This window comes from Streptomyces sp. NBC_00029 (assembly GCF_045160505.1).
GTDB lineage: Bacteria > Actinomycetota > Actinomycetes > Streptomycetales > Streptomycetaceae > Streptomyces.
This window is the reverse complement of record NZ_CP108292.1, coordinates 7,169,124-7,188,107: the sequence shown is the minus strand read 5'-3', so window position 1 is coordinate 7,188,107 and position 18,984 is coordinate 7,169,124. Positions and strand designations below refer to the sequence as shown.

General features: G+C 73.2%; 13 protein-coding genes, 1 tRNA gene and 1 pseudogene. 9 read left to right on the top strand and 6 right to left on the bottom strand.

Annotated features, from left to right (window positions below; genetic code table 11):
- Positions 1–17 precede the first annotated feature (17 nt).
- Together OG753_RS33260 and metG are read right to left on the bottom strand one after the other, a co-directional pair.
- On the bottom strand, positions 18–1,223 hold the full coding sequence (locus tag OG753_RS33260) for a glycosyltransferase 87 family protein (protein ID WP_405791203.1): 1,206 nt from the start codon (positions 1,221–1,223) through the stop codon (positions 18–20).
- A gap of 171 nt (positions 1,224–1,394) precedes the next feature.
- Positions 1,395–3,110, bottom strand: coding sequence for a methionine--tRNA ligase (gene metG / locus OG753_RS33255; RefSeq protein ID WP_401276395.1), 1,716 nt, complete (start codon positions 3,108–3,110; stop codon positions 1,395–1,397).
- Positions 3,111–3,684: 574 nt separating this feature from the next.
- Here metG and OG753_RS33250 point away from each other — a divergent pair.
- Positions 3,685–4,233 carry an RNA polymerase sigma factor gene (locus OG753_RS33250; RefSeq protein WP_327265302.1) on the top strand — a complete coding sequence of 183 codons (549 nt, stop codon included), beginning with the start codon at positions 3,685–3,687 and terminating at the stop codon, positions 4,231–4,233.
- Positions 4,234–5,066: 833 nt separating this feature from the next.
- Positions 5,067–5,786: pseudogene (locus tag OG753_RS33245) on the top strand (IclR family transcriptional regulator C-terminal domain-containing protein); the annotation flags it as partial.
- 410 nt (positions 5,787–6,196) lie between these two features.
- Here the strand turns inward: OG753_RS33245 and OG753_RS33240 are convergent.
- Together OG753_RS33240 and OG753_RS33235 are read right to left on the bottom strand one after the other, a co-directional pair.
- Positions 6,197–6,281, bottom strand: a tRNA-Leu gene (locus tag OG753_RS33240).
- 247 nt (positions 6,282–6,528) lie between these two features.
- Positions 6,529–7,470: a beta-ketoacyl-ACP synthase III gene (locus OG753_RS33235; RefSeq protein ID WP_405791202.1), complete on the bottom strand. Its 942-nt coding sequence runs from the start codon at positions 7,468–7,470 to the stop codon at positions 6,529–6,531.
- A 204-nt stretch (positions 7,471–7,674) separates the two neighbouring features.
- Here OG753_RS33235 and fdhD point away from each other — a divergent pair, with 204 nt between their 5' ends.
- Entirely contained in the window at positions 7,675–8,502 is an 828-nt protein-coding gene (fdhD, locus tag OG753_RS33230) for a formate dehydrogenase accessory sulfurtransferase FdhD (RefSeq protein ID WP_327265300.1), read from the top strand.
- A 201-nt stretch (positions 8,503–8,703) separates the two neighbouring features.
- On the opposite strand, the gene OG753_RS33225 is transcribed toward fdhD, so the two are convergent.
- Together OG753_RS33225 and OG753_RS33220 are read right to left on the bottom strand one after the other, a co-directional pair.
- On the bottom strand, positions 8,704–9,135 hold the full coding sequence (locus OG753_RS33225) for a (2Fe-2S) ferredoxin domain-containing protein (RefSeq protein WP_327265299.1): 432 nt from the start codon (positions 9,133–9,135) through the stop codon (positions 8,704–8,706).
- A 9-nt stretch (positions 9,136–9,144) separates the two neighbouring features.
- Positions 9,145–10,185, bottom strand: coding sequence for a bile acid:sodium symporter family protein (locus tag OG753_RS33220; protein ID WP_405792902.1), 1,041 nt, complete (start codon positions 10,183–10,185; stop codon positions 9,145–9,147).
- A gap of 129 nt (positions 10,186–10,314) precedes the next feature.
- Between OG753_RS33220 and OG753_RS33215 the strand changes: the two genes are divergently transcribed.
- The 6 genes from OG753_RS33215 to OG753_RS33190 all read left to right on the top strand — a co-directional run bounded on the left by OG753_RS33215 (position 10,315) and on the right by OG753_RS33190 (position 18,975).
- Entirely contained in the window at positions 10,315–11,172 is an 858-nt protein-coding gene (locus OG753_RS33215) for a LysR substrate-binding domain-containing protein (RefSeq protein ID WP_405791201.1), read from the top strand.
- 103 nt (positions 11,173–11,275) lie between these two features.
- Entirely contained in the window at positions 11,276–13,099 is a 1,824-nt protein-coding gene (locus tag OG753_RS33210) for an AMP-dependent synthetase/ligase (protein WP_327265296.1), read from the top strand.
- Between the two features lie 158 nt (positions 13,100–13,257).
- Positions 13,258–14,526 (top strand): ABC transporter substrate-binding protein, encoded by a 1,269-nt coding sequence (locus OG753_RS33205; RefSeq protein WP_327265295.1) that lies wholly within the window; start codon positions 13,258–13,260, stop codon positions 14,524–14,526.
- 9 nt (positions 14,527–14,535) lie between these two features.
- Positions 14,536–17,244 (top strand): ABC transporter permease subunit, encoded by a 2,709-nt coding sequence (locus OG753_RS33200; protein ID WP_405791200.1) that lies wholly within the window; start codon positions 14,536–14,538, stop codon positions 17,242–17,244.
- The gene (locus OG753_RS33195; RefSeq protein WP_405791199.1) at positions 17,241–18,017 is read left to right on the top strand and encodes an ABC transporter ATP-binding protein; all 777 of its coding nucleotides are present in this window, start codon (positions 17,241–17,243) and stop codon (positions 18,015–18,017) included. The genes OG753_RS33200 and OG753_RS33195 overlap by 4 nt, the downstream gene beginning before the upstream one ends.
- A 109-nt stretch (positions 18,018–18,126) precedes the next feature.
- A complete protein-coding gene (locus OG753_RS33190; RefSeq protein ID WP_327265292.1) occupies positions 18,127–18,975 on the top strand; it encodes an aldo/keto reductase in 849 nt (282 codons plus the stop codon).
- The last annotated feature ends 9 nt before the right edge of the window (positions 18,976–18,984 follow it).

Below are 18,984 nucleotides of genomic sequence, written 5' to 3'. Positions count from 1 at the left end.
CGCTCCCGGCGTCCCGGTCAGCGCCGGGCGGCCGCCCTCGGGCGGGGCACACCGGAGCCGGCCACGACGCGGGAGACGCCCGGGGGCCTCACCGAGCGGGCCCAGACCACCAGCAGGAGCGGCAGTGCCAGGTAGCCGAATCGCCCGGCCGGGGCCAGCAGGAAGGCCAGGGTGAGGCCGAGGGCCAGCCGGTCCGCGGCGGCCACCACCGTGCGCGGCGGCCGGGCGAACAGGGAGAGGGCCACCGCGAGGCCTCCCGCCAGCAGCAGGCCCACCGTCAGGTACCACCCCCAGGGGACCAGTTCGGCCAGCAGATGTCCGGGCAGCGGGCTGCTCGCCGGGGTCGGCACCCGGGCCCGCCCGGTGGGGAAGGCGAACACCTGATGCCACAGCTCCGCCGGCTGGAGCAGCGCGCCGGGCAGCACCAGCAGGGCCGTGCCCCCGGCCGCCACCAGCCCGCAGCGCACCGCCGGCCGCCCGCCCCGGCAGGCCGCGAGCAGAGCGACGGCCACCGCCACCGCGGGCAGCGCCGTCCACTTCAGGGCGCACGCCCCGGCGAGGGCCGCCCCGGCCAGGGCGGGCCGCCCGGCCGCCGCGGCGGCCAGTGCCAGGCAGCAGAGCCCGGCCAGCGGCAGGTCCACCCCGCTCACCGCGAGCGGGAGGGCCACCACCGGCGAGGCCACCAGCACGGGCAGCAGCCGGCCGGGTCCGCTACCGAGCAGCCGGCCCGGTGCGCCGCCGAGCAGCCGCCGGGCCGCCCACAGGCAGCCGAACAGGGCGGCCGCGCACCAGATGCGGGCGTCCCCCAGCAGCCGCACCACCCAGCCGTCGCCGCTGCCGAGCAGGGCCCGCGGGACGCCGAGCAGGGCCATGCCCGGCAGGTACGGCGTGTACTCCTGGACGGCCGCGGGCCGGTCGACGTAGAGCCGTCCGGACTCCAGCAGCAGCCGCCCGGACCGTTCGATGACCGTCACCTCCGACTGCCCCTGTCCGGTCAGCACCAGCCACAGGAGCGGTAGGGCCAGGGCGCCCAGCAGCGCGGCGGCGAGCCCGGCGCGGCGGTGGCCGGACAGGGTGGCCCCGGCGGCCACGAGGTATCCGGCGGCGGCGCACCAGCCCCAGAGCCGGTGGGGTTCCAGCGAGGAGAACAGCGGGAAGGACAGCGCCCACGCGGCGGCGAGCAGCCAGCCGGTGGTCCACCGGGCGGTACGGGAAAGGGTCATGGCCCCATTCCAGCCGCGCGGCCGCACCGGGTCTGCACGCCCAGGTGGACACTTCGCGGTGGGGTTTTCCCTACCGTCCCCGCCCTGCCCGCACCACCCCCACCCTGCGGGTATGCGAAAGGGGCGCGGCCCCGGAAGGCCGCGCCCCTCGCGGAGCGGTCACGCGAAGGCTCAGGCCTCCGGGGATCCGCCGAAGCGCTCGCGGTAGGACTCCAGGTCCTCCTCGGTGACCCGGGCGAACAGGACCGGCGGCACGGTGAACGGGGTGCCCGCGGCAACGGCGTCCAGGGACCGGGCCTGCTCCGGGGTGATCCACGTGGCCGTGTCGTCGGCGAGCGCGAACGACGAGCGCATGGCACGCGCCGAGGCCGGGATGAACGGCTCGGAGACCACCGAGTAGAGGTGGATGAGGTTCATCGCGGTGCGCAGGGTGAGCGCCGCGCCGTCCAGGTCGGTCTTGACCTCCAGCCAGGGGGCCTTCTCGTCCAGGTACGCGTTTCCGGCCGACCACAGGGCGCGCAGCGCGGCTGCGGCCTTGCGGTACTGGAGGGAGTCCATGTGGCCCTCGTACTCGGCCAGCAGGACGGCGATCTGCTCGCCGAGCTTGGCCTCGGCCTCGCCCGCGGGGCTGCCGGCGGGGACCTCGTCACCGAACTTCTTGCGGGAGAAGGTCAGTACGCGGTTGACGAAGTTGCCGAGTGTGCCGCCGAGGTCCTTGTTGACCGTGGTGGTGAAGTGCTCCCACGTGAAGGACGAGTCGTCGGACTCGGGCGCGTTGGCGATGAGGAAGTAGCGCCAGAAGTCGGCCGGGAGGGTCTCCAGCGCCTGGTCGGTGAAGACGCCGCGCTTCTGCGAGGTGGAGAACTTGCCGCCGTAGTACGTCAGCCAGTTGAAGGCCTTGACGTAGTCGACCTTCTTCCACGGCTCGCGGGTGGCCAGCTCGGTGGCGGGGAACATCACCGTGTGGAACGGGACGTTGTCCTTGGCCATGAACTGGGTGTAGCGGACGTCCTCGGCCTCGTACCACCACGACTTGTAGTCGCGGTTCGCCGGGTCCAGGTCCGACCACTCCTTGGTGGCGCCGATGTACTCGATCGGGGCGTCGAACCAGACGTAGAAGACCTTGCCCTCGGCGGCCAGCTCGGGCCAGGTGTCGGCCGGGACCGGGACACCCCACTCGAGGTCACGCGTGATGGCACGGTCGTGCAGGCCCTCGGTCAGCCACTTGCGGGCGATGGAGGAGGCGAGCTGCGGCCACTCCTCCTCGTGCTCGGCGACCCAGGCCTCGACCTCGTGCTGGAGCTTGGACTGCAGGAGGAAGAGGTGCTTGGTCTCGCGGACCTCCAGCTCGGTGGAGCCGGAGATGGCCGAGCGGGGCTCGATCAGGTCCGTGGGGTCCAGGACGCGGGTGCAGTTCTCGCACTGGTCGCCGCGGGCCTTGTCGTAGCCGCAGTGCGGGCAGGTGCCCTCGACGTAGCGGTCCGGGAGGAAGCGGCCGTCGACCGGCGAGTACACCTGCCGGATCGCACGCTCCTCGATGAAGCCGTTCTCCTGGAGCCGGCGCGCGAAGTGCTGGGTGATCTCGCGGTTCTGCGCGGAGGAGCTGCGGCCGAAGTAGTCGAAGGACAGCTCGAAGCCGTCGTAGACCGCCTTCTGGGCGTCGTGGGCCTGCGCACAGAACTCGGCGACCGAGATGCCGGCCTCCTTGGCGGCGAGTTCGGCGGGGGTGCCGTGCTCGTCGGTGGCGCAGATGTACAGGACGTCGTGGCCGCGCTGGCGGAGGTACCGGGAGTACACATCCGCCGGAAGCATCGACCCGACCATGTTGCCCAGGTGCTTGATCCCGTTGATGTAGGGAAGCGCGCTGGTGATCAGGTGTCGAGCCATCCTCGGATGCTCCATTTCCTATGTGCGGTACAACGTGACGTCACGGATTGTGAACGCGGTTCATCGTATCGAACCGCCGAAAGGCCACGCGCCGCATTTGTTATGGGTGGACGTAACGCAAAAGCGAGGGCAGTGACCTCTCCGTCACGGCCCTCGCAATCAGGGCCATGTTACAGCCGGAAGGCGGCGCACCCGACCGGCGTCCGAGCGGCGTCCGGCCGACGTCCGACCGGCGTCCGAGCGGCGTCCGGCCGACGTCCGACCGGCGTCCGAGCGGCGTCCGAGCGGCGTCCGGCCGACGTCCGACCGGTGTCCGATCGGCAGCGCCGCCGCGATGGCACCGGCAGCGGGCATATGCATACGTGCTGGCTGGAGCCGTGCGCGATCGAGATCGATCACGGGTCGATCATCCGCGACGCATTGCTTCCAGGTTTCTTCTCTGCGCCCTCCGAGTGCGCCCTCGCTGCTTTCCTGTTCAGCGCACAGGGGATGAGGTGGAGCGGTGAACGATGGCGGACCGGAGGAGTCCGGTGGGGCCGTGGGACTACCGAGCCGGCGTCGGCGGCCGACTCCCATGAGCCAGTGGGACCCGACGGCGCGCCTGTCGTACTGGGCCTTCCACGCGAACCGGCGGCCCGCGTACATGCGCTTCGCGTATCTGCAGCTGGGCTCCGACGCGGCGGCGGAGGAGGCGGTGGACGCCACCTTCGACTCGATCATGGGCGAGTGGCTGCGGATGCTCCACATGGACCGCCTGGACGCCTATGCCTGGGCCGTCCTCAAGCAGTGCCTGATCGACCGGCAGCGCCGGCGCCACCCCTGGCAGCAGCGGCCCGAGCCGACGGACATCAGCGCCTTCGAAGCCGCCCTCACAGAGGCCCACGCCGATCAGTACGAGGTGCTGACCGACACCATCCGCTTCTACTCCGCCGTCTCCCGGCTCGCCGAGCGCCAGCGGGACGCCGTCCTCCTGCGGTACGGGCTCCAGTGCACCCCCGGTGAGGCCGCCGCCGTGATGGGCGTCGACGAGGCCACGGTCCGCTCCTACCTCGGGCAGGCCCACCGGCGGCTCGCCCGCCTGCTCGACACGTCCGCCGCTTCACCCGAATCAGCCGGATCATGAGGCGCCACGAACGGCAGGAGCGGCAGGAGGGCGACCCGATCCCCCGCTCCCTGGCCGAGCTCCTCGCCCGGGCGGGCGTCCGCGACCGCTACCCGCACTACGACCTCGGCGCGGCCGAGGCCCGGCTGCTGCGGGCCACACCGCACGCCCCCGCCTCCGTCTCGGCTTCCGCCCCCGGACACCGCACCCGGCGGCGGTCGGTGCACGGCTGGAGCGACCCCGCCCGGGACTGCCCGCTCGACGCCGAACGGGCCCGGCGCGACCTCAAGGCCGTCTGCCTGGCCTCCGCGTGCGCACCGAAGGCAGGGGCGCACCTCGACTCCTTCCTCTCCGACGGCCGCACCGACCTGGCCGGGGCCGTCGTCTTCGGCTGTCTGCTGTACCTGGCCGGGCTGCGCGAAGGGGCGCGCTTCTGGTGGCAGTTCGCCGCCGGGTCCGGCAGCCCGCGGACCTCGGCCGCGGCGTACTGCCTCTTCCTCGACCACTCCCGCCGCGGCGAGCACCACGACGCCCGGCACTGGGCGCGCGAGCTGGGCCGGCGCGGCTTCCGGCCGGGCGGGCGGCGGGATCTGCGGGAGGTCCGGCTGTGCGCGCAGGCGGCCGTGCTGCGCCACGTCGACCAATTCGAGGATCCCGACCTGGGACCGGTGCCGCTGCCCAGGCCCGGGCTGTCCGGGGTGCTGGCCTCTTTCCTGCCGCCGCCCGTCACCGTGTCGGCCTCGGTCCCGGCGCCGACGGTGGCCGCGCTGCGGCCGGCCGCGGGGCCGCTGCGCCACCCCGCGCTGACGGCGGCGGCCCGCGGGACCCCCGGCCGGGCCGGGACCGGGCAGGCCATGGCGGAGGCCCGCCGCGCCCTGGCCGTCGTACGCGTCCTGGAGCGGCACCCGCTGGGGGTGCGGGCCGACCGGCTCGCCCGGGAGTCCGGCCTCGGCGAAGCGGAACTGCGGCCCCTGGTGGCGATGTTGTGCGAGGAGGAGTACGCGGTGCGCCCGGCCCTCGGGGTGTACGGGCGCGGCCCCGCCCTGGAACGGCTCGCCGCCCCCGGCGGGCACGGCCTGGCCGGGCAGCTCCAGCGCACGCTGGCACTGGCCCGGGACAGTGCGCGCGCCGCGGTCTACCTCAGCCGGTACGCCGAGGGCGAGGTCCGGATCACGCAGATGGCGGACGGGCCCGCGACCCCGCCGGTGCGGGAGTGGGTCGACTTCCGGGCCGCCGCGCACGCCAGCGCGGTCGGCAAGTGCCTGCTGACCCAGCTCGACCACGACCGCCGGGCCGACCACGTGGCCCGGCACCGGCCCGCGCGGCTCACCCCGAGGACCATCACCGACAGCCGGGTGCTGTTCAGTGCCCTGGACGCGGTCGCTCCGGGGGCGCCCGTGTTCGACCTGCGCGAATACTCCCCCGGGGTCGTCTGCGCGGCCGTCCCGATCGCCACCGGGGACGCCGCCGGGAGCCTCGCGCTGTCGCTGCCCTCGTCCCACGCCCACCGGCTGGGCGCGGCCACCGAGGCCCTGCGCCGCAAGGCGGTCCCGGTACTCCTGGCACTGCTCCTCACGGGCGCGATCCCGCCGGACGCCCCGGGTTCCCCGGACGCCCCGCCCCCGGCGGCCCAGCCCCGGCCGATGCGGGCCCCGGTCACCCCGGAGACCCTGCGCCACCTGCGGCGGCTCTTCCGCACCCCGCTCACCGGAGGCACTGCCACGGCGGGCGGCCCGCACCTGGTCAGCGACACCACGGCCGCCGCGGCGTACCTCTTCGACGCGGCCGAGGACACCGACCAGCCCCGCCTGTCACTGCCCCACACCTTCACGTCACTCCCCCCGGGAAGCCTGACCACCCCGACGGGCCTGGTGGTCCTGGGCCCGTGACCGCTCCGGCGCCTGGACGGGCCGCTCCGGGCGCTCCGGTCCGGTCCGGAAAAACAGCAGGAGCCCCACACGATGTGTGGGGCTCCTGCTTGTTGTGTCCGAGGGGGGACTTGAACCCCCACGCCCGATAAAGGGCACTAGCACCTCAAGCTAGCGCGTCTGCCATTCCGCCACCCGGACCAGGTGGTCGGCCCCGGTTTCCCGCGGCGACATGGACAACAATAGCAAAGGATCGGCGGGGTTCCGACCACATATCCGCGCCGGGGATCGTCCGCCACGCCGGGCTGACCTGCATGCATACACCGACGCCCGTCGGCGGGACGTACCGTCTCGCCACCCGCCGCCCCGGCCTTCCCGGGCGGCGCGATGAAAGCAGAAAGCCGCCGCTCCCCCGCCGGAACGGCGCGGGGAACGGCGGCGGAAGCCGTCACGGGCAGTGGATGACCTGGCCGGCGTAGGAGAGGTTGCCGCCGAAACCGAAGAGGAGGACCGAGGCGCCGGAGGGGATCTCGCCGCGCTGGACCAGCTTCGACAGGGCCATCGGGATGCTGGCGGCCGAGGTGTTGCCGGACTCGATGACATCGCGGGCGACGACGGCGTTGACGGCGCCGATCTTGGCTGCGAGCGGCTCGATGATCCGCAGGTTGGCCTGGTGGAGGACGACCGCGGCCAGGTCCTCCGGGGTAATCCCGGCCTTCTCGCACACCTTGCGGGCGAGCGGCGGGAGCTGGCTGGTGGTCCAGCGGTAGACGGACTGGCCCTCCTGGGCGAAGACCGGCGGCGAGCCCTCGATCCGGACCGCGTTGCCCATCTCCGGGACCGAGCCCCACAGCACCGGGCCGATGCCCGGCTCCTCGCAGGCCTCGACCACGGCCGCGCCCGCACCGTCGCCGGTGAGCACGCAGGTCGTGCGGTCGCTCCAGTCGGTGATCTCGGTCATCTTGTCGGCGCCGATGACCAGCGCGCGGGTGGCGGAGCCGGCCCGGATGGCGTGGTCGGCGGTGGCCAGGGCGTGCGTGAAGCCCGAGCAGACGACGTTGATGTCCATCACGGCGGGGCCGCCGCCCATGCCCAGCTTGGCGGCGACGCGCGCGGCCATGTTGGGCGAACGGTCGATCGCGGTCGAGGTGGCGACCAGCACCAGGTCGATGTCGTCCGGGGTCAGGCCGGCACCGGCCAGCGCCTTGCCCGCCGCCTGGTAGGCCAGCTCGTCCACGGGTTCGTCAGGGCCCGCCATGTGGCGCGTGCGGATGCCGACGCGGGACCGGATCCACTCGTCGGTGGTGTCCACCATGGCCGCGAGGTCCTCGTTGGTGAGCACTTTCGCGGGCTGGTAGTGCCCTAGCGCCACCACGCGTGAACCGGTCATGGGCGGGGTCCCCCCTTGTACGGAAGTCAGGATCACCCAGCTTTGCCTGCTACTGATGGGTACGTGTGCGTGTGACCCGACAGGATTCCGGCCCAGGATTCTGTAGCTTCCCGAGGATCCACCTGCCGGGAGCACCGGGGGAAGCGGAACCGGGACAATGAGCGCGTCGGATGCCGGCGAGAACAGAAGGATGGACTGATCACCATGGGACGGGTCACCGAGCGCCGCCGCGTCGTCCGGATCCGTAACGGCGGAGCGGGCGTACGGCCGGACACACTGGTGGCCGAGGAGCCGCTGGAGATACGCCTGAACGGAAAACCGCTGGCCATCACGATGCGTACGCCGGGCGACGACTTCGCGCTGGCGGTGGGTTTCCTGGTCAGTGAGGGGGTGCTCGCGGCCGCGTCGGACGTGCAGGCCGTCACTTACTGCGAGGGGGCCACGGAGGACGGGTCGAACACCTACAACGTGGTGAACGTGCAACTGGCCGCCGGGATCCCGGTGCCGGACATCACGCTGGAGCGGAACGTCTACACGACCTCCTCCTGCGGCCTGTGCGGCAAGGCCAGCCTGGACGCGGTCCGTACGGCGACCCGCTTCCCGGGGCTCGCCACCGATCCGGTACGGGTCCCCGCGGAGGTCCTGTGCGCGATGCCGGACCGGCTGCGCGAGGCCCAGAAGGTCTTCGACCGGACGGGCGGACTGCACGCGGCCGGGCTGTTCACGGCGCAGGGCGAGCTGCTGGACCTGCGGGAGGACGTGGGCCGGCACAACGCGGTGGACAAGATCGTGGGCCGGGCGTACCAGGCCGGGCGGCTTCCGCTGGCGGGCTCGGTCCTGCTGGTGTCGGGCCGGGCCTCCTTCGAGCTGGTGCAGAAGGCCGTGATGGCGGGCATCCCGGTACTGGCGGCCGTCTCGGCGCCGTCCTCGCTGGCGGTGGACCTGGCCCTGGAGTCGGGGATGACGCTGGTCGGCTTCCTGCGGGGCCCGGACATGAACATCTACGCGGGCGAGGAGCGGATCACCCTGTAGCGGTGCGCCTGTACCGCTCCCCGTGGGTGCCGTGGGCCAGGAACCGGGCCCAGACGTGCGCGCCGTCGCCGGTGGCGTTCCCCTTGCCGGAGCCGTGGACGGCGAACCAGTCGGAGCACCCAGCTTCCCTCGGCGGGGGCGGCGACCGCGGCGACCAGCAGGCCGAACAGCACGAGCACCGCGCGGGCGAGGTTCTGCACGTCATCGCCCCCGGCGGGAGCGGCGCGCGGAGTTCGCGGCCGGCTTCGGTGCCGGGGGGTCGATGCGGTGGAGGTCCAGGGTGGGCGGGACCGGGGTGGTGCCCGGGCCGCCGGATTCGGCCCAGGCGATGATCTCGTCGGTCGCGGTGTCGTCGAGCGCCCAGCCGAACCACGCCGCGCGGGCGCCGCGGCGGCGGGCCTCGGTGGTGGGCTGGACCACGATGACGTTGGCCTGGGCGCAGGGGCCGAGGCAGTCGCTCGTACGGACGGCCAGGCGGCCCCCGGAGGCGGCCGCGGCCTCGCGCAGCCGGGCGAGTTGGCCGGCGTGGTCGGAGCCCGGGTTCTTGCGGGGGTCGCCGCAGCAGCAGCCGCGGCAGACGACCAGGGTGCAGGGGCGTTCGGCATGGGCGGCGAGCGGGCGTATCCAGGTCACCACCGAACGTTACCGGGACCGGGGCGCGGGCCGCCCGGCCGCGGGCGAGACGTCCGCCACACGGTCGGCGGCGAGTTCGGGCGCCGGATTCCCGGCGCGGCGCCGGGCGATGACCGCGCAGACCATCAACTGCATCTGGTGGAAGAGCATCAGCGGGAGCACGGCGAGGGCGGCGTGGGCCCCGAACAGCACGCTGGCCATGGGGAGTCCGGCGGCCAGGCTCTTCTTCGACCCGGCGAACTGGATGGCGATGCGGTCCGCGCGGCCGAAGCCGAGGCGGGCCGCTCCGTACCAGGTGGCGAGCAGCATGACGGCGAGCAGTACGGCCTCCACCAGCATCAGGGCGGCGAGTTGCGGGAGGCTCACCCGGTGCCAGATGCCCGCGACCACGCCCGCGCTGAAGGCGGCGTAGACGACGAGCAGGATCGAGCCGCGGTCGACGCGGCCGAGGACCTGCTTGTGGCGGACGAGGAAGCCGCCGACCCAACGGCGCAGGAGCTGTCCGAGGAGGAAGGGCAGCAGGAGCTGGAGGGTGATCTTCAGGAGGGAGTCGGGTGAGGAACCGCCGGCGTCGCCGCCGAGCAGGCCCGCGGCGAGGAGGGGGGTGAGGACGATGCCGGCCAGGCTGGAGAAGGAGCCGGCGCAGATCGCGGCGGGCACGTTGCCGCGGGCGATCGAGGTGAAGGCGATGGAGGACTGGACGGTCGAGGGGACCAGGCAGAGGAACAGCAGGCCGCCGTAGAGCGACTGGGTCAGGACGCCGGGAACGAGGACGCGGGCGGCCAGGCCGAGGAGCGGGAAGAGCATGAAGGTGCAGGCGAGCACGGTGAGGTGGAGGCGCCAGTGGCGCAGGCCGTCGAGGGCCTCGCGGGTGGAGAGCCGGGCGCCGTAGAGGAAGAAGAGCAGGGCCACGGCCGCGGTGGAGGCCCCGTCGGCGAGGGTGGCGGCCGGGCCGCGGGCGGGGAGGAGGGCGGCGATGCCGACGGTGGCGAGCAGGGCCAGGACGTACGGGTCCAGGGGCAGCCGGGCGGGGAGGTGCGGGCGGCGCATGTCGGAGGTGCTCACTTGCTGTCGGGGCGGGGGCTCCCCTTCATGGTCGATGGCGGGCGGTCATCGGGAAACCCGCATACCGCACTCACTGCCATCGCATTCCGTGATGAGCGGGCTAACGTGGGCGGTATGTACGACCCTGTCCAGCTGCGGACGTTCCTCACGGTGGCCCAGACGCTCAGTTTCACGCAGGCCGCGGGGCGGCTCGGGGTGGGCCAGTCCACGGTCAGCCAGCACGTGCGGCGGCTGGAGGAAGCGACGGGGCGGCCGCTGTTCGTCCGGGACACGCACAGCGTGGACCTGACGGAGGACGGCGAGGCGCTGCTCGGCTTCGCGCGGACGATCCTGGAGGCCAACGAGCGCGCGGCGGCCTTCTTCGCGGGGACGCGGCTGCGCGGGCGGCTGCGGTTCGGGGCGTCGGAGGACTTCGTGCTGACACGGCTTCCGGAGATCCTGGAGGGGTTCCGGCACGAGCATCCCGAGGTGGACCTCGAGCTGTCGGTGGAGCTCTCGGGGACGCTGCACGAGCGGCTGGACGCCGGGCGGCTGGACCTGGTGCTCGCCAAGCGGCGGGGGCCGGGGGACGAGCGGGGCCGGCTCGTCTGGCGGGACCGGATGGTGTGGATCGGGGCGGAGGGGCTGCGGGCGGACCCGGAGCGCCCTGTTCCGCTGATCGTCTTCCCGCCGCCGGGCATCACCCGGGCGCGGGCGCTGGAGGTGCTGGAGCGGGAGGGGCGGTCCTGGCGGATCGCGTGCACGAGCGGCAGCCTGAGCGGCCTGATCGCGGCGGCCCGGGCGGGGCTCGGCGTGATGGCGCACACCCGGGGGCTGATCCCGCCGGGCCTGGTGCGGATCGGCGGGCTGCCGGAGCTGGGGCCGGTGGAGTTCGCGCTGCTGCGGGGGGCGCGTCCGTCGGCCGCCGCAGAAGCGTTGGCCACGGCCGTACTCTCCGGCGCCGACCGGCTCAGCCGCACGTCAACAGCGTGAACACCGTGATCACTGGGGAGGTCTTGTGGAGGTATCCAAAGGCCGATCGCCCCCTGTTGACCATGAGGTACGTTCACCGCGGCGCGCGGAGAGGAGCGGGGCCTTGCGCGAGATCACCGTCCCACCCGTCGTCACGGGCGCGCCCGTCGGCGGCCTGGCCGACATCGTCTTCCAGCACGCTCGCGAGGAACCGGACCGGGTGGTTCTCGGCCGGAAAACGGACGGGGTCTGGCGGGACGTCACCTCCCGGGAGCTGGCCGCCGAGGTGCTCGCGCTCGCCCGGGGACTGCTGGCGCAGGGCGTGCGCTTCGGGGACCGGGTCGCCGTCATGTCCCGTACCCGGTACGAGTGGACCCTCTTCGACTTCGCCCTGTGGGCGATCGGCGCCCAGCCCGTCCCGGTCTACCCGACGTCCTCCGCCGATCAGGTGCACTGGATCCTCTTCGATACCGACTGCACGGCCTGCGTCGTCGAGGACGAGAACCAGGCCATGACGGTGGGATCGGTCATCGACCGGCTCCCCCATCTGAAACGGCTCTGGCAGCTCGACACCGGGGCCGTGGAGGCGCTCGTCGCCGACGGGCGCGGGGTCTCCGAGGACGTCGTGCACCGCCATCGCGGCGCCGTGACGCCCGATGCGACCGCCACCGTCATCTACACCTCCGGGACCACCGGCCGGCCCAAGGGGTGCGTGCTCACCCACGCGAACTTCATGTACGAGACCGACACCCTGGTCAGCAGTTGGGAGTCGGTGTTCCAGGCCCGGCAGGGCGAGCAGCCGTCCACCCTGCTCTTCCTGCCGCTGGCGCACGTCTTCGGGCGGATGGTGGAGGTGGCCGCCGTCCGGGCCCGGGTCAAGCTGGGACACCAGCCGGTACTGGCGGCCGCCGAGCTGCTGCCGGATCTCACCGCCTTCCGGCCGACGTTCGTACTGGGCGTGCCGTACGTCTTCGAGAAGGTGTACGCCGCCGCCCGCCGCAAGGCGGAGGCGGAGGGCCGCACGGGGCCCTTCGACCGGGCGGTGGAGACGGCCGTGCGGTACGCCGAGGCGCGCGAGCGCAAGGCCTTCGGCACCGGGCCGGGACCCTCGGCCGCGCTGCGGATGGAGCACCAGCTCTTCGACAGGCTGGTCTACGGGAAGGTCCGCGAGGCGATGGGCGGCCGGGTGCGGCACGCCATGTCGGGCGGGTCGGCGATGTCGCGCCGTCTGGGGCTGTTCCTCGACGGGGCCGGGATCACGGTCTTCGAGGGGTACGGGCTGACGGAGTCGTGCGCGGCGGCCACCGCGAACCCGCCCGGGGCGACCAAGTACGGCACGGTGGGACGGCCGATCCCGGGCAGTGCGGTGCACATCGCGGACGACGGGGAGGTCTGGCTGCACGGCAGCCACATCTTCTCCGGTTACCTGAACGACCCCCGCGCGACGGAGGCGGTGCTGCGCGGCGGCTGGCTGGCGACCGGGGACCTGGGCCGGCTGGACGAGGACGGCTACCTCACGATCACCGGGCGCAAGAAGGACATCCTGGTGACCTCCAACGGCAAGAGCGTCGCGCCCGCCGCGCTGGAGGAGCGGGTGCGTTCGCATCCACTGGTGTCGCAGTGCGTACTGGTGGGCAACGACCGGCCGTACATCGCGGCGCTGCTCACCCTGGACATGGACGGGATAGCGCACTGGCTGTCGATGCGCGGCCGGCCGCAGATGCCGGCGGCGCAGCTGGTGGGCGATCCCGAGCTGACGGCGGAGGTCCGCCGGGCGGTGGTGGCGGCGAACACCCTGGTCTCGCAGGCGGAGGCGATCCGTACCTTCCGGGTGCTGGGTGAGCAGTTCACCGAGGAGCGCGGTCTGCTGACCCCCTCGCTGAAGCTCAAGCGCCGGGCGATCGAAAAGGCGTACGAGAAGGAGGTCGCCGCCCTCTACTCCTCCTGAGCGGGGGGCAGACCGCGGGCCATCGCGGCAGGTCCGGTCGGTTCTCCGGCCGGGCGGCAACATAACTGACGGATCGTCAATTCCACCCGTCAGCAATATTGACGATCCGTCAGGTCACGCACAGAATGCGGGGATTCCAACCGGAGGGGATCCCCGACATGTTGCGACCGATCCGCACCCTGGCCGCCGCGGCGGCGGCCCTCGCGCTCGTATCCGCCTGCAACTCCGCCTCCACCAACGGCACCTCCCCGGGCAAACCCGGGGACGCGCCCGGCACTTCCCGCGGGGTGACCGCCGAATCGGTCAAGGTCGGCGGGATCGTGTCGATGACCAGCGCCAGCGGCTACAGCAAGAAGGACACGGACCTCGGGGCCAGGGCCCGCTACCTCCGGGCCAACGCCGAGGGCGGGATCAACGGACGCAGGATCGACTACCTCGGCGCCGAGGACGACGGCCAGGACCCCGCCAAGAACCTGGCGGCCGCCCGCAAACTCGTCCAGCAGGACAAGGTCTTCGCCGTCTCCCCCATGAGCTCGGTGACCTTCTCCGGCGCCGACTTCCTGGAGCAGGAGAAGGTCCCCACCTTCGGATGGGGCACCCTGCCCTCCTTCTGCGGACCCCAGCACATCTACGGCTTCAACGGCTGCCTGGTCCCCACCCCCGGCGGCACCATCAACCAGACCTGGCCCGAGGGCATCGGCCAGATCCTGGGCGGAGCCCGGGGCAAGTCGGTCGCGATCATCGCCAACGACAGCGACGCCGGCAAGTTCGGCATCCGCACCTTCCAGCAGGGCTTCACCAGCGCCGGGTTCACGGTCTCCTACGCCAAGGCCTCCGTGCCCGGCACCGCCGTCCCGAGCGACTGGTCCGCGTACGTGAAGGAGATCCTCTCCAGCAACGACGGCAAGGCACCGGACGCCGTCGTCTCCGTCATGCAGACCCCCAACAACATCGGGCTCTTCACCGCCCTCAAGCGCAGCGGCTACAAGGGACTGATCTCCGACCCGACCGACTACGACCCCGGGCTGCTCGCCAAGGACGCCACCAAGCAGGCCCTCGACGGGGTGCACGTGCTGCTCCAGTTCCAGCCGTTCGAGTCCGCCGACCCGAAGATGGCGCAGTTCAAGGCCGACATCAAGGCGGCGGCCGGCGGCCGGGAAGTGCCCCTGAACATGCACATGCTGACCGGGTACATGTCGGCCGACCTGTTCGTCTCCATCGCGCAGAAGGCGGGCAAGGAGCTGACCGTGGAGTCCTTCCAGGCCGCCGCGCAGGGCTTCTCCGACACCGGCACGCTCGTCGGCGACCGCGCCGAGCCCAAGGGGCAGAAGGACAGCTTCGGCTGCGGGGCCCTCGTCCAGCTCAAGAACGGCGCGTACGAGGTCTCCGTGCCGTTCAAGTGCTACGAACCCATCCCCTTCAAGTAGGTCAGCGGCATGGGGGATCTGCTCGTCTTCGTACTGAGCGGTCTGGTCTCCGGCGCCCTGTACGCACTGCTCGCCACCGGGCTGGTGCTGTCGTACTCGGCGTCCGGGCTGTTCAACTTCGCGCACGGGGCCACCGCCTACCTGTGCGCGCTCACCTTCTACGAGCTGCACTCGGGGCTGGGCTGGCCCGCCGTCCCGGCCGCGCTGCTGGTGGTGTGCGTCCTCGCCCCCGGTCTCGGCTGGGGCCTGGACCGGCTGATGTTCCGCCGCCTCGCCCGGGTCGGCGAGACCGCGCAGATCGTGGCCACCATCGGGCTGCTGGTGGCTCTGCCGGCCGCCGGGCTGTGGGTGGTGGAGCTGCTCTCCGAAGCCGGTGCGCCGGTGAAGCCCGCGGAGAACCAGTTCGGGCTGCCGGGCGTGGGGCCCAGCCCAGCGAAGTCCTGGCAGCTCGCGGAGGGCGTCGGCATCGACTCCGACCAGCTGATCACCTGGGTGGTGACCGCTCTGGTGGCGGTGGCCCTGTGGGTACTGATGCGGCACACGCGGCTGGGGCTGCAGCTGCGGGCCGCCGTCGACAACCGCTCGCTGACCGAGCTGCGCGGCATCAGCGCCGACCGGCTGTCGTCGGTGGCGTGGATGATCGCGTCGGCGCTGGCCGGCCTGGCGGGTGTGCTGGCGACCCCGCTGCTGGGGCTCTCCGCGCACGACTTCACCCTGTTCCTGTTCGTCTCGGCGACGGCGGCGGTCATCGGGCGGTTCGCGTCCGTGCCGCTCGCCTTCGCGGGCGGGCTGGGGCTCGGAGTGCTGCAGAACCTGGTCGCCGGCTACGCGTCCTTCGCCGAGTCCCTCACCGGTTTCCGCACGGCCGTGCCCTTCCTGATCCTTTTCGGCGGACTGCTGGTGCTGACCCGCCGGGCACGGACGGCCGGGGTCGCGCCCGTTGACGCGCCGCCGGTCGACCATCTGGCCGGGGCCTCGTGGGGGCGGCGGTGGGGGGTGTGGGCAGCGGGGGCGGCGGCGCTGTGCGTGGCGTTCTACACCGTGACCTCGCCCTTCTGGAGCGGGCTGCTGGCACAGGGGCTGGCCATCGCGCTGGTGTTCATGTCGTTCACGGTGGTCACCGGGCTCGGGGCGATGGTCTCGCTGGCGCAGGGCACCTTCGTGACCGGTGCCGCGCTCGTGGCCGGGCTGCTGATGAGCCGGGGCTGGCCCTTCGTGGCCGCGCTCGCCGTGGGCACCTGCGTGGCGGCACTGCTGGGGGCGCTCGTCGCACTGCCGGCACTGCGGCTGGGCGGCAGGTCCCTGGCCCTGGCCACCCTCGCACTGGCCTTCCTCTCCGACCAGGTGCTCTTCCAGATGCGGTGGCTGCGCAACGGCGATGCGGGGTGGTCGATCCCGCGGCCGGTGATCGGGCCGGTGGACCTGTCGGACGACCGGGCACTCGGCGTGGCCCTGGTGGTGCTGGTCGCGCTGGTGGCCGCCGGGCTGAGCGCGCTGCGGAACTCGCCGTCGGGGCGCGCGATGCTCGCCGTGCGCTCGGCCCCGCCGGCGGCGGCCGCCTCGGGGGTCTCCGTACTGCGGACGAAGCTGCTGCTGTTCACGCTGTCGGCGGGGCTGGCCGGGTTCGGGGGCGTGCTGTACGCGTCGTACAACACCCGGATCACGGCGACGGACTTCACGGCGATGACCGGGCTGGTGTGGCTGGCGGTGGTCGTGGCGGCGGGTGTGCGCAGGCCGCAGTACGCGGTGGTGGCGGGACTGGTGTTCGCCGTTGCCCCGCGGCTGCTGGCGGACTACGTGACGGCGTCGGCGCATCTGCCGGTGATTCTTTTCGGCCTGGCGGGGCTGGCCCTGGCCAATGACCCGGACGGGTACTGCGCGGCGGTGCCGGTGCGGCTGGCGAAGCGGCGGGCGGTGGGGCTGGCGCCCCGGACCCCCGTGCAGCCGGGGCTGGCGGGACAGCCCGCCTCCGCTTCCCGGGGCCCCTCCCCGGACCCCGCGCCTCAAACGCCGGCGAGGCTGAAGGACACCGCCCTGGAGCTGCGCGGGGTCACCGCCGGGTACGACGGGGGGCTCGTCCTGCACGGGGTCGACCTCGCCGTCCGCGCGGGTGAGATCCTCGCCGTGCTGGGGCCCAACGGCGCCGGGAAGAGCACCGCCTGCCGGGTGGCCGCGGGGCTGCTGCCGGCCCAGGGCGGGGCGGTGTACGTGAGCGGGCGGGACACCACGCAGGACGGGGCCGTGCGCCGGTCGCGGGCCGGTGTGCTGCTCGCCCCCGAGGGGCGCGGCATCTTCCCCGCCCTCACCATCGAGGAGAACCTGGCCCTGTACCTGCGGGACGCCGAAGCGCGCGCCGCCGTGTACGCGCGCTTCCCGCGGCTCGCGGAGCGGCGCGCAATCCCCGCCGGAGCGCTGTCCGGCGGGGAGCAGCAGATGCTGGCCCTGGCGCCGCTGCTGCAGCGGCCGCCCGCGGTGCTGATCGCCGACGAACCCTCGCTCGGGCTCGCCCCGCGCGTGGTGGAGGAGGTGTACGCGCTGCTCACCGAGCTCCGCGACGCCGGGACCGCACTGCTCCTGGTGGAGGAGAAGGCCGCCGAGATCCTCGGGATCGCGGACACCGTGGCCTACCTCTCCCAGGGGCGGGTGTCCTGGTGCGGCCCCCGGGCCGAGGTGGAGGCGGACCGGCTCACCGAGGCCTATCTGGGGATGGCGACATGAGCGAGGGCGGATACGTACTGGAGGCCCGCGGGGTGGGCGTGCGCTTCGGCGGCGTCAGGGCGCTGACCGGGGTGGACCTCGGGGTCCGCGCGGGCGAGGTGTGCGGACTGATCGGACCGAACGGGGCCGGAAAGACCACGCTGTTCGACGTCCTGTCCGGGATCCGCCGGCCCGACCAGGGGCGGATGCTGCTGGACGGGGCGGACATCACCCGCCGCTCCCCGGTCTGGCGGGCCCGGCACGGGATACGCCGGACCTTCCAGCGGCAGCAGCTGTTCGGGCAGCTCAGCGTGGCCGACAACGTGCTGGTGGCGCAGGAGTGGCGGGGCGGCGGGGGCGGTCCGGCCGCCGACCTCCTCGCCCTCCCGGCGCGGCGGGCGAGGGAGCGCGAGCGCCGGGCCCGCAGTGAGCGGGTGCTGGCCGACTGCGGGATCGGCGCGCTCGGGACCGCGTACGCCGGCGGGCTGCCCGTCGGGCAGGCCCGGATGGTGGAGCTGGCCCGCGCGGTGGCCGATCCGCCGCGGGTGCTGCTGCTGGACGAGCCCGCTTCGGGCATGTCCGCGCCCGAGCGCGACCGGCTCGCGGAGGTCGTCCGGCGGCTGGCGGAGCGGGAGGGCTGCGGGGTGCTGCTGGTCGAGCACAACGTGGCCTTCGTGATGGACCTCTGCTCGCGGGTGGTCGTGCTGGACCTCGGGGCGGTGCTGGCCGCGGGCTCCGCCGCCGAGGTACGGGCGAACCCGCTGGTGCGGGAGGCGTACCTCGGGACCACGTGAGGGTGCGCGTCCGGATGGCGGGAATACGTCGTACGAGAGGCCGGTTGTCGCCCCTCGTACGGCGCTCCACCGCCACCACCTGCACACCGACGTGAGGGAAAGACCAGACGTGAACCAGGTTCCCGCCATCAGGCTCAACAACGGCACGCTCATGCCCCAGCTCGGCTTCGGCGTCTGGCAGGTGCCGGACGCGGAGGCGGAGCACGCCGTCGGGACCGCACTGGAGGCCGGATACCGCAGCATCGACACGGCCGCGATCTACGGCAACGAGGCCGGCACCGGCAAGGCCGTCGCCGCGTCCGGGCTGGCGCGCGAGGAGCTGTTCGTCACCACCAAGCTGTGGAACGGCCCGAAGCAGAAGTGGGGCCGGGACCAGGTGCTGCGCGCCTTCGACGACTCCCTCGCCAAGCTGCGCCTGGACCACGTCGACCTGTACCTGATCCACTGGCCGCGTCCGATGCGCGACGACTTCGTCGCCATCTGGAAGACCTTCGAGGAGATCGCGGCGAGCGGCCGCGCCAAGGCGGTCGGCGTGTCGAACTTCCGCCCGGCGGATCTGGAGCGGCTCGCCGCCGAGAGCGAGCTGGTCCCGGCCGTGAACCAGGTCGAGCTGCACCCGCTCTTCCCGCAGGCCGGGCTGCGCGCGGTGCACGCCGAGCGCGGGATCGCCACCGAGGCCTGGTCCCCGCTGGGCCAGGGCAAGGAGCTCCTTACCCTGCCTGCCGTGACCGCGATCGCCGGCAAGCACGGCCGCAGCGCCGCGCAGGTGGTGCTGCGCTGGCATCTGCAGCACGGGAACGTCGTGATCCCGAAGTCCGTGACGCCCGCGCGCATCCGGGAGAACCTGGACGTGTTCGGCTTCGAGCTGGACGCCGCCGACATCGCCGCCCTGGACGCTCTGGGCGCGGGCGCCGCGGGCCGCCGGATCGGGCCGGACCCGGCCGAATTCGACGTGTAACGGGGCTCA